Source organism: Pantoea sp. CS_6, assembly GCF_041954745.1.
Classification (GTDB): domain Bacteria; phylum Pseudomonadota; class Gammaproteobacteria; order Enterobacterales; family Enterobacteriaceae; genus Pantoea; species Pantoea stewartii.
Genome location: NZ_JAVAYG010000002.1, coordinates 304,974 through 316,626, shown reverse-complemented (window position 1 = coordinate 316,626; position 11,653 = coordinate 304,974). Strand labels below are relative to the sequence as shown.

Below are 11,653 nucleotides of genomic sequence, written 5' to 3'. Positions count from 1 at the left end.
GACCCGGTCTTCTGGTTCGTTGCTGCGCATGTCAGTTGCCGTGACCGCCTCCCGTTTGCGCTATACAGGTGCCTTCACGATTTCGCCTGCAAACGTGCCAGCATACGTTGCCTGTTGACATAAATAATGGCGCAGAGCAGGAGGCTCAGCATGGCCGTGCATATAAATACGCCCGGCCCGGTCATGGCCAGCATCACACCACCCAGTAGCGGCCCGGCAGCAATACCGAGCGTTGACAATGTTGAGGCGCCCAGGTAGGCACCTCGATGTTCTGCAGGTGCCAACTGGTCGAGTAAAATATTCAGGTTCGGCATCAGAATCGCTTCGCCTGCACTAAACAACACGGTGACAGACAGCCAAAGCCAACTATCCGCTGTTCGCAGGGAGAAAAAACACAGCTGTGAGAAAAAGAAAATCACTGCACCCAACAGAATTCGCTGAGGTAAATGCACCCTCGCCATAATGCGGACCAGAAAGGTTTGAAATACCAGCACGGTCGAGGCATTCGTGACCAGTATTAACGTCACCAGCTTTACAGCCGCGTCGCTGTTCAGTAACAGAAGGTACTGGGGCAGTACCGCTTCAAAATGAATAAAAACGATACTGCACAATGTGCTGCACAAAAGCCCGGCCACAAAAATTTTATCTCTGATAATAATTCCCATAACCTGGTGAAGTCTAACAGCGGAAACCTTGTCGGCCGGCGGCGTGTTCACCGGTTTACCCGCCGGGATAAACAGGAGCACGTAGATAAAAAAAGGGAAATAGCTCAGGCCGGTTATCAGAAATGTGCCTTTCTGAGACGTCAGGCCAAAAGCAATGCCCACCAGGGGGCCCAACACCGCAGCGACGTTGACCAGGTAGTAGCGCACTTGCAAAGCCAGTGCGCGGCGGCGACGTTCGCCTAGTAAATCACTCATTAACGCACGCAAAGGCGGATCGACCCACGCAAAGCAAACGCCGATAATCATCAGGCCGGTAATAAACAGACCGACTCCCGTCGCCTGCGCCAGAAGGATATAGCCGACTGCCGAAAATCCACAGCCCATCAGCAGAATAATCCGTCGTCCTAACCTGTCCGAAATCTGGCCGCCATACATGCCCAGCCCCACGGATACCAGCGCACTACTGGTCATCGCGCAACCGATGGCAACAGGCGACATGTGGTAGTTCTGTGTCATGATCATTGCGATAAATGGCCAGGCCATAAAATAGCTGAACCGAATAATCAGGGTAAAAATGAGCAGCGCGTGAACTGTCGCCGGAAAGGTTTTTAACGTCTTAAATACACCGGGCTCTACCCTGATTTCAGCGGCGGGCTTTGTTGTCATACGTCACCTTATGATGGGTCTGTTGCACACTGAAGCGTCAGAGAAGCGCACGGCTTGTCAATTAGTAATATAAGTATTCCTGACACGATGCAATATAAAATCACGCTAACTCTTTGATTCACAGGCTTATGACGTATTCAACCCTCGCCACAGGATAATGTAATGAAAAGCCTGTTAGTGATTTATAACGTCAGGCGTTAATCCTGAAACAAACACCAAGACCGCCAGGGGCGCAGGCGAGAAACAAGGCGATATTGCGCATCGTTGGAAAATTACGCCTGATTCTCACGTCAGCCTGAATGCGCAGGATGGGTTTTACCCACTCTTTAAAGTTCGCCATCCCATCAATGTAAGGCGGCCATTTTTTCTCCTAACGCAGCGGTTTTTAACTGTTTCCTTACTAAAAGGGACGCCGCGCAGAGATAGCCGTTTTTTTATCCGTACATCATGCAGGCCCGGACGCTGCCTGAAATCAGACACTGTTTTGTCAGTGGTTACCCGACAAAGACCCGCTCGATTGTGAATAGCAGGGATTATGTGCTCCGGGAAGAAGCCGGGATCGCCGTCGTTCAGGTGATAAGGCCGGTTACACCAGATAACAGGGAACGGCTTACAGGTCGTCATACAGCGGGGAGACAGGTCTGCACGCACCAGGTGTTGCTGCCAGCAGAAAGCTTTAACAGGTTGCATGAAGCGAACAGCGCTACAGGCTGGCTGTTTCACCACGTGCTTGTGTTTTCAGACCGGAAATAACGGACCCTGTTTAGCATAATATGGCACCCCTCAGGCTGGTGATAACAAGGCGCTAAGCGCGCCCCGAATACCCTTATTGCGGTAGTGCATGTGCAAAGAATTTAACCCCATCAGGCCAGGCGCCCCGATGGCCTGAAAAGGTGTCAGCGGCGTGACCGATCGTCATATTTCGGCTGCCTGCCTGGGTGATATCCGGGCCGTCAGCGCGTAATCTTGCCAGCGAGATACGTGACGGCCTGACAACCGCGATATGACCCGGTCTGTGCTGATCGGGGCTTTCATAGGCGACCACCACCAGCATGCCTTTATTCGCCAGCTGCTGAGCGTGCCACGCATCGCTGACCCTGATCCAGCCTGACTGACGCCCTTCACTACTGTCAAACCAGCGTGTTTGTGCGCTCGCCAGGAAAATCTGGCTGTGCTGAGGCGGCCTGAGCATATAGACGCCCAGGCGTGCGCCTACCGCCGCCGCAAACGCGCTGCAGTGCGTATGATTACCGGGACCAGAATAGGTATCCGGTCTGTCAGGCTTGCCCGTTTCCCAGTTGACGTGATGATGATTCAGCCATAAATGCTCCACGTCCGCATGGTCAAGCACGGCAAGAATCTTTTGCGCGTTGGGCGTGAGCGCGCCGCAACAGGGCGCATCCTGCGGCGGCACGGACTGGACGTTGCCAGCCGGAACCGGGCTGGCGACAGCCGGCAGGGACGGGAAGAGAAAAGCCGCACTCGCAAAGACGGCCAACGCATATCTGCTCAGTGATGGTTTCATAGTGACCTGACTGTATAGAATTAAGGTTCGGCATTGAAGGGGCTCCTTGAGGAAGCGCGCGCGCCCCTTCGTCCGCCATTCCGTGCGGTGAAGCGCCGGAACCCATCGCGCCTGCCTGCACCTTTATTTTACGCCTCTGCCACATCTTCAGGGTTGGGTTTCTGCATGACGAATTGAGCTCTGCCTCCCGGGTTTCCCGCCTGAAGCGGCGAACAGCCTGCATGTTTCTGTCATCGCACACCCGGTCGTGGCGTGCCTCGGTGACGTGACACGTCAGGCGGATTTCAACTTACTCCGGCAGGGATTTTTTGCAAGGATCACGTTCTGTAAGAACCGCAAGGTCACCACGGAGAATCTGTGGTGACCCTTGCCCGTTCAGAGCCTGCGCCCGTTTTCAGCAGCACAGGCGTTTGTGTTGATTTTCAAAAACTCTGCCAGTTGGTCTCCGCTGCAGCGGGAATAATATTGCTGACAGGGCGCGTCATGGCGGGCGGAGCTATCGCGCTTTTCACTTCCTTAAGCGCGTCAGGTCCTGCACGCTGGATAACAAACGTGGCAACCAGGCGGTTTAATGCTGAGGCCTGCTCCATTAATGAACGCGACGCAGAGGATGCTTCTTCCACCAGGGCCGCATTTTGCTGCGTCACATCATCCATTTGATTGACGGCCAGATGGACCTGGCTAATTCCCTGAGACTGTTCCTGGGCGGCGACAGAGATTTCATCGACCAAATCGGTAACCTGCCGGACGGCATCGTTCATTTTGTGCATATTTGTACCCACCCCTTCAGCCTGTACCGCACCGGCTTCCACAAAGCCCATTGACGATTCAATCAGCGCTTTAATCTCGCGGGCTGATGATGACGAACGCTGCGCCAGGTTGCGCACCTCGCCAGCCACGACCGCAAAACCACGGCCCTGCTCGCCTGCCCGTGCGGCTTCGACCGCCGCATTCAGGGCAAGGATATTGGTCTGAAAGGCAATCCCCTCAATGAGAGAAATAATGTCGGTAATTTTGGCCGAGCTTTCGCGTATATCGCCCATCGTCGTCAGCATTGTTTTCACCCGATCTGCGCTGTCTTCTGAAATCTCACGCGCATTTTTCGCTAACTGGCTGGCCAGTCGGGTATTTTCTGCCGTCTGACGCACCGTTTCACTCAGCTCTGACATACTGGCAGCCGTTTGCTCAAGTGATGCCGCCTGCTCTTCAGTCCTTGCCGATAAATCCTCGTTACCCGCTGACATTTGCGATGACGCTGTACTGACAGACTGCGCGGCACTTTCTACTGCGTTCAGTGACAGCGACACAGTCTGAATCAGATGGTTAAACGCTTTTGCCGTCAGGCCGATTTCATCAGAGCGTGTGTCATCTGCTTTGAGAGTGAGATCGAGGTTTTCGCTGGCCTGCTCCATCGTCAGGCGCATGGCATTCAGCTGGCGGCGAATGGCTAAAATTGTCTTAACGGTAAAGAACCCCAGCAGCAAAATAGCGGCGGCTGAGCCGGTTATCAGGGTTAACAGCGTATGATGATAGGTTCTGTCGTTTTCTCTGCTGAGCGCATTGGCGAGATCGGTATTGAGCTGAAGTTGCTGCTGATAATTCGCAATGAGCTGTCGGGCTTCGGCGCCAATCCCTGTTGTCCCCTGCAACATTCCCAGAGACACAGCATCATTCTGAGCACGTGAGGCGGCCAGAAAGGCCGGCAGGTCGCGTTCTATTTTATTAATCATAGTAAACGCCTTTTCCGTCATTTGCCTGTCTTGCTCGTTGGACGTGTCCTCTGCAAGGTAGTGCTGATTAAGCGCACGAATATGTTTGATTGTGTCGTTGACTTCTTTTTCGATGACAGCCTGCCTGGCCAGGTCAGTCACGCTCTGATGATGATAAAGGGCGATGATGACGGCATTACTGCCTTCAATCATCTTTGAAATACCGGTGATTGACGGGACCGTATTTTCGTTAACGTATTTGAAGCGGGTCTGAAACCCTTGCGACACGCTGACAGATACGACAACCATAGCGACCAGCGCTGAGGAAAGCAGCGAAAACGTGAACAAAAGACGCTGAGTTATAGTCATTGTTTTTACCTGGTAAAAGAGAAAAGAAATACGTCTGATATGATTCAGAAAAGAGGCGACATACAGACAGTCAAATAAAATATCGGCGCCATAAAAAAATAATCAAACGGAGTTCCCGCTCTGTTTACACGCCATTTATACATACCTCCCTCCTGAAAAAACAACTCACTTAAAGGCCTCAGTTATTTTTGCAACGCTGTTTTCTAAAAATTTAATGCCGCGCATTTAAAACGTAATAACACCCCTTTTTCTGTGCCTGACGTTAAGCCCCCGCCTTTATCATTCACTTTTCCTGTTAAAAGGGAAAACCATCAAGAAAATTAAAGCAGTATTTTAAATGACATATTTAAATATTTTTTCTTTACGCGGGAGCGCTGTTCTGTAAGGGGGGGAATCCTGCATCGCGTCCTCACATTGCAGAGCGGCGTCCTGCTGCTTTCTGATGCGACAGCCAGCCTCACTACACGAAAACGCCATAAAAATACTGTTAAAACAAAAAATTATGGCAAAATCGCGTTGCGACACGTGCCATTAAACCGTTACCCTGTCGTTTTCAATACGGGAACATTTCACGTCATCAGCCACGCTGAATGCCTGTACAGTGATGAACCGGCAACGCATAAAACCCTATTTTTAATTTATCCTTAAGCGATAACTCATTACTTATAGCCATAAAAAAAGCCCGGCATGCCGGGCTAACACCAATCAATAAACTGCCACCTTTAGGCCGACACTGTATAGCGCAGCGCAGGAAGTGTAGTTGAGCGCCGCATTATTACTGTAGGGAATACCATAAGAGATGTAATCAGATGTTATTTTTTTCGCAAAACTAAATAAGCGCCACACTATTTTAATAGCCTTATATCATTTTTCTCTTTTCTGCAATGCTGTGTCATTGCAGCCATATAAACGCTTTGCTGCTGTCTGCTTTTTTAAACGGCATCGTGAACATGAGGTTATTTTTTTACGACGCAGGCGCGGGACATATTTACGTTAACAGAAAAGTGTCTCACAGGCGGCTTTCGCCATCAGCCGGTCAGCGCGCATCAGAAAGCCCTGACAGGGGCTGCGCCTCACCGGGCGTTGATTTTCGCAGCCAGGCGCATCCTGTTAGTCACCCGTGTCATGCTGATAGTGACTCGCTGTAAGCTGAGACAGTGAGAATATCCCCCTCAACATTCATGACGTTGCGTCAGATAACAGGGTTCATCCGGTTACTGCACCGCGCGCCCGGATAGCCCGGCGGGCGGTGATCTGTCAGACCTGAAATGCCTCCACCATGTTACGCAGCGCATGCGCCTGTTCTGACAACGAATGGGAGGCAGATGATGACTCCTCGACCAGGGCTGCATTGTTCTGCGTTACGCCATCCATCTGGCTCACCGCGATGCTGACCTGCGAAATGCCCTGCATTTGCTCAGAGGAAGCCAGAGAAATATTATCCATAGCCTCAGCCAGCTCGTTCACCCTCCCCACAATGTTGACAATGCTCTGTCCGGTCGTAGACGCCACCGTGGTGCCGTTTTCTACCTGACCTACCGCCTCTTCAATCAGCAGTTTGATATCGCGCGCAGCCGTAGCGCTGCGCTGCGCAAGCGTTCTGACTTCACCGGCCACTACCGCAAATCCCCGGCCCTCTTCGCCTGCGCGTGCCGCTTCAACCGCAGCATTGAGCGCCAGAATATTGGTCTGGAAAGCGATGCCTTCAATGACGGTCGTAATATCACGCACTTTCGTTGCGCTCATGGATATGTCCTGCATGGTATCGACCATCCGCTGCACATCCTCTTCGCCGCCTCGGGCAAGACGGGCGGTTTCGCGGGCAGATTCGGCGGTCTGCCGTGCGCCGCTGGTGTTGCTTTTCACCGTGGCCGTCAGCTGCTCCATGCTGGCGGCCGTTTCCTGTAAAGCTGCCGCCTGCTGTTCGGTGCGGGAAGAAAGCTCGGCATTCCCCTTAGAAATTTCATCGGCGGCTAACGCGACAGCGTTCGACGTATCCCGGATATTCGCGACCATGTTGCGCAGGTTGGCCTGCATGACATGAAGGGAAGCCAGCAGGCTGGTCGTGTCGTTGCGACGAAGTGTGACAGGTGACGTTAAATTTCCGGACGCAATCGATGCTGCCAGCGCCTGTGCCTGCGCCGGTTCGCCGCCCAGCTGGCGCATCAGCGTACGGATAATGATAACGCAGGCCATCACAGCAACAACCAGAGACAAAAAGACCATTATCGCCATCAGACTGGCCGTACGTGACGCTGACTCTCTGGCATCAGAAACCGTTTTTTGACTCACCTCCATCTGAATCTCGGAAAGCCGATCCAGGGCGTCCAGCATTTTCCGCTGTACCGGCCGTACCGTTTTCAGCAGGTAATCAATTGTGGCCGCCTGGTCGCTTTGCATCGCCTTCTGGCCTGCCATGGTGATCAGGTTCAGCGCCTGGTCATCTTTAGCGAGCAGGTTCTCCAGGGCATTTTTCCCTTCGGCTGATACATTCTGCGACATGCTGCTGACCAGTTTTTCGCGTTTCGCCAGGTAGTTCGCTTTCTGGTTCTGCACCCGCTCCCACTCGGTTTGCTTCTCTTTTGCATCGCTCAGTAAGGCAATATTTCTTACCGCAACGGACATATCCCGGGCAGCACTGCGCATATCCTGGATCAGATTGTACCGATACATTTTATTGTTGACGGCATTATCCATGTCGTCCCGTGCCTGCCAGAGTGCGTGAAGCGCAATGCCTGTGCAGAGCACAAAAAGCAGGATGAGCAGACTGAAGCCTGCAGCGAGACGTGTGGCAATTTTCATGGTGTTTTCCCCGATAATGTTGCTACTGCTGTGTGTAGTCCGGTTTTGCTGAATACATTTGCCGGAAAGATCTCTGCAAATGAAAATGTGTGTTTCCTTCACCTGTCAGTAACGGCTGACAGGGAAATCTATATAGATGACAAAATGGAATTCGGGTGGGACAGAGGGGACAGAAAGCAAAGCCAATACGGCAAAGTCGCGCATAGCGCGGCTGGGAGGGCGAAAACTCTTTTTTCAGAATATTGTTAGTAAACATGTCACGATAAAACGCGGCGTATCAGACACCTCCCGACACAGGGGGATCATGCTGTTCGAATGCGATCTCCAGCTTCTGTGAACAGCAGTGTGTTACGTTGACGGCAACGCCCGAAGGCCAGACGTAACCTCATGAATTCTGTACGGGCGGAGGCGGTTCTGTGCCCGGTTTGCGATGAGCATCGACACGGTCAGGATGATTCATCGGGTCCCTTTCGGAAATGCCTGTGACGCGATGTTGTCCGTTGTTCAGACGGGGAAGATGCCGTAAAACGCTTTTCCATTCCCCCGTTAACCCGTCTTACCTGCCGCCAGAAAGCATGGCAACGGCTATTCTGCCGGGGAGACTGAATGGACGGGTGTGCCCCGGCGATCCCAGCGGCGGGCCATCCACCACAGCAGTGCCGTGATGCACCAGCCAATACACCACGACACATCGTTACCGGCAAACAGCCAGGTGAGTGAACCATGGTGAAGTGGATTGTCGATAAACGGCAGTTGTACCAGCACACCCAGAACATAAACGGTAATCCCCACCCTGTTCCAGCGGCCATAACGTCCGTCTGGCTGTGACAGCGCAGGAATATCCACTTTGCCCTGGGTGATCACATAAAAATCGATCAGGCTAATCGCGCTCCATGGCACGAAAAACGCCAGTAAAAACAGCATAAAATGGGTGAACGTTTTCAGAAAAGCAGGTTCACTCAGCAATGCAATCACACAGGCCACACTGACCATCAGGACCACAAACAGAATGCGTGCACCCCGACCCATTGCGGATTGCTGGCGGAAACCCGAGACAATAGTGGTCAGTGCCATAAAACTGCCGTAAGCGTTCAGGGTGGTGAACGTGATTTTGCCGAAGCAGATAGCGAAATAGATCACCATCGCCATCGTGGGCGTACTGCCCAGGCTGACAATATAGCCAACCTCATTGCCCGCAAACGCCTTTCCGGCCAGCGCCGCGACAATCACACCCAGCGTCATGGACGCCTGCGTCCCCGTTACGGTGCCGAAAAACACTGACCAGAACAACGTTTTCGCGGAGACATTCGCAGGCAAATAGCGCGAATAGTCGGAGACATAAGGGCAAAATGCGATCTGCCATGAGGAGGAGAGCGACACCGCCAACAGGAAATGAGCCAGCGTGAAGTGCTGATTCTGCCAGACAGGCGTTAAGTCATGCGTTACCACCAATGTGATAAACAGATAAGCAAAAGCCAGTACACCAACAATGCTGGCCAGTTTGCCAAGCTGATGGATCACCCGGTAACCCAGCACCGCAATGACGATGATTATCGCGCTAAACAGGATCATGCCCGTCGCATTGCTGACATGCACCAGCTTAGCCAGCGCCTGGCCGGCCAGCACGGTACCGCTGGCCGAAAAACCGACGTACATCATGCATACCAGCAGCAGCGGAATGACTGCCCCATAGACGCCGAACTGCATGCGGCTGGTGATCATTTGCGGTAAACCCAGGCGCGGCCCCTGAACCGCATGTAATGACATGATACCTGCGCCCAGGATCTGTCCGACCAGTAATCCCACCAGTGACCAGACCACATCGCCCCCCAACACCACCGCCAGCGCACCCGTAACTATCGCGGTGATTTGCAGATTTCCGCCAAACCACAGTGTGAACTGGCTAAAAGGATGACCATGTCGCTCCCGCAGTGGGATGTAATCAATGGAACGGCTTTCAGAGAGGCGCGGTTTCTCAACGCCTGAATAACCTGCTGCAGATGTTTCGGCTGGCATCATTTCCTCACTGGGCAGTGTATGGGGTGCGTTGCTGTTTACGTCCGGCGGACGCCAACGCAGGGTGACAGTACATGTATAGACAAGCAAGGATAGTGTCATGCTCACGCTGAAGTGACAAGGCCATGCGTCATTGGAAAATGTGATGAGGTCCGTTCGGCAAAATGTGCGCACGAAAAAGCAAAACTGCTTATTTCTGATACGATTTAAACGTAGCCGTAAAAGTAATGTCTTTTTTGCTACGAACGTAAACACAGCAAAATTAACCTACATAATGAGACAATAATGAAAATATCCACACGCCTTATTGCAGGTTTTGGCCTGCTTATTCTTTTGTTCATCCTGTGCACCGGGATTGCCCAACAGGCCCTGCATCATGCCCGTGAAGGCATGGACGATACCGTCAACATCAAGATGAAAAAGTACCAGTTAGCGCAATCCATGTACGGTGAAGTCAGAGATATGGGCATTGCCGTCAGGAATATCGCGCTGCTCAGCGACACCGAGGCGATGCAGCCTGAAGTCACGCGGATTCAGAAACAGAAAGCGCTCTTTATTGCTAACCGTCAGGCGCTCGGCGCTATCCTGGCAACCGATTCTACGCAGGCGGGTCGCGAGGCTTTCAAAAGAATTACCGACAGCGAAGGACCAACATTTGCCGCCCTGGATCAGGCAACCAGGCTCGGGCTGGCCAATCTTGATAAAGAAACCACGGACTATCTGTTAAAGGACGTGCGCCCTGTTCAGACTAAATTACTGAATGCTCTGCGCGATATGACAGAGATTCAGGAGAAAAACAGCCAGGCTGCTGTGCAACAAAACAGCCATTCTACTGCCCGCGCCTCGCTGATTCTGATGCTACTGGCCACCGCTTCCGTGATTGTCGCGGTCGGTGCCTGTGCGGTCACTATCAGCGTGCTGATGCGCCAGCTGGGCGGTGAACCGGCACAGGCGCAGGCGCTGGCTGCCTCCATCGCAGCCGGTGATCTGACCGCCACCGTGTCACTGCGCCGCAAGGACACCACCAGCCTGCTGGCCTCCCTTGACGTCATGCAAGCCAGGCTACGTGCACTGGTTTCCCAGATTAAAGAGGCTTCGGCCTCCGTTGCGCTGGCTGCCGATGAAATCGCGCAGGGCAATACCGAGCTGTCCTCACGTACCGAACAGCAGGCGGCGGCTTTGCAGGAAACGGCCGCCAGCATGGAGCAGCTGACGGCCACGGTGAAAAGCAATACGGCCGGTGCACAGCAGACGGCGGATTCGGCACGTGAAACCGCACAGCTTGCCCGCACAGGCGAATCTGACGTGCAGCGCATGACGCACACCATGCATGACATTTCGGTCAGCGCCACTAAAGTGCGCGACATCACCGCCGTGATCGAAAGCATTGCCTTTCAGACCAATATCCTGGCCCTGAACGCGGCTGTTGAGGCGGCCCGTGCCGGCGAGGAAGGACGCGGTTTCGCCGTGGTCGCGGGCGAAGTGCGCACGCTGGCCCAGCGCAGCGCTACGGCAGCACGTGACATTAAAACGCTGATAGAACAGGCCGTTGAACAGGTGGAAAGCGGCGTGACGGTTGCCTCCTCAACCGGGCAGAGCATCCTGAAAATCGTTGGAATGGTCGGCGAACTGGCTGACGCCATGGATAATATCTCTCTGGCCTCCTCCGAGCAGATGCAGGGCATTTCGCAGGTCAGTATCGCGGTGAGCCAGATGGATGGCGTGACGCAGAACAATGCAGCACTGGTTGAAGAATCGTCTTCGGCGTCACGCTCACTGTCGGAACAGGCGCATGCGCTGCGCGGCATGGTCGCGGCATTCCAGGTGTAAAAAAGGCGGCAACCGCCGCCAGAGAGCAATAAATTCGGCACAAACCACCAGGGACAGGCGGGCGTCGTCAT

6 protein-coding genes are annotated in these 11,653 nt (G+C 53.3%); 1 reads left to right on the top strand and 5 read right to left on the bottom strand.

From position 1 onward, the window contains the following. Nucleotides 1-74: 74 nt before the first annotated feature. The 5 genes from RAC90_RS04480 to RAC90_RS04460 all read right to left on the bottom strand — a co-directional run bounded on the left by RAC90_RS04480 (nucleotide 75) and on the right by RAC90_RS04460 (nucleotide 9,752). Complete coding sequence (locus tag RAC90_RS04480; protein WP_375124011.1) at nucleotides 75-1,331, bottom strand: MFS transporter; 1,257 nt, start codon at nucleotides 1,329-1,331, stop codon at nucleotides 75-77. Nucleotides 1,332-2,157: 826 nt separating this feature from the next. Continuing rightward, entirely contained in the window at nucleotides 2,158-2,856 is a 699-nt protein-coding gene (locus RAC90_RS04475; RefSeq protein ID WP_375124010.1) for a hypothetical protein, read from the bottom strand. Nucleotides 2,857-3,278: 422 nt separating this feature from the next. Continuing rightward, nucleotides 3,279-4,934: a methyl-accepting chemotaxis protein gene (locus RAC90_RS04470; protein WP_375124009.1), complete on the bottom strand. Its 1,656-nt coding sequence runs from the start codon at nucleotides 4,932-4,934 to the stop codon at nucleotides 3,279-3,281. A 1,257-nt stretch (nucleotides 4,935-6,191) separates the two neighbouring features. Beyond that, a complete protein-coding gene (locus tag RAC90_RS04465; RefSeq protein ID WP_162285660.1) occupies nucleotides 6,192-7,736 on the bottom strand; it encodes a methyl-accepting chemotaxis protein in 1,545 nt (514 codons plus the stop codon). Between the two features lie 585 nt (nucleotides 7,737-8,321). Continuing rightward, nucleotides 8,322-9,752: a purine-cytosine permease family protein gene (locus RAC90_RS04460; protein ID WP_375124058.1), complete on the bottom strand. Its 1,431-nt coding sequence runs from the start codon at nucleotides 9,750-9,752 to the stop codon at nucleotides 8,322-8,324. A 285-nt stretch (nucleotides 9,753-10,037) separates the two neighbouring features. Between RAC90_RS04460 and RAC90_RS04455 the strand changes: the two genes are divergently transcribed. Then, complete coding sequence (locus tag RAC90_RS04455) at nucleotides 10,038-11,582, top strand: methyl-accepting chemotaxis protein (protein WP_375124008.1); 1,545 nt, start codon at nucleotides 10,038-10,040, stop codon at nucleotides 11,580-11,582. Nucleotides 11,583-11,653 lie beyond the last annotated feature (71 nt).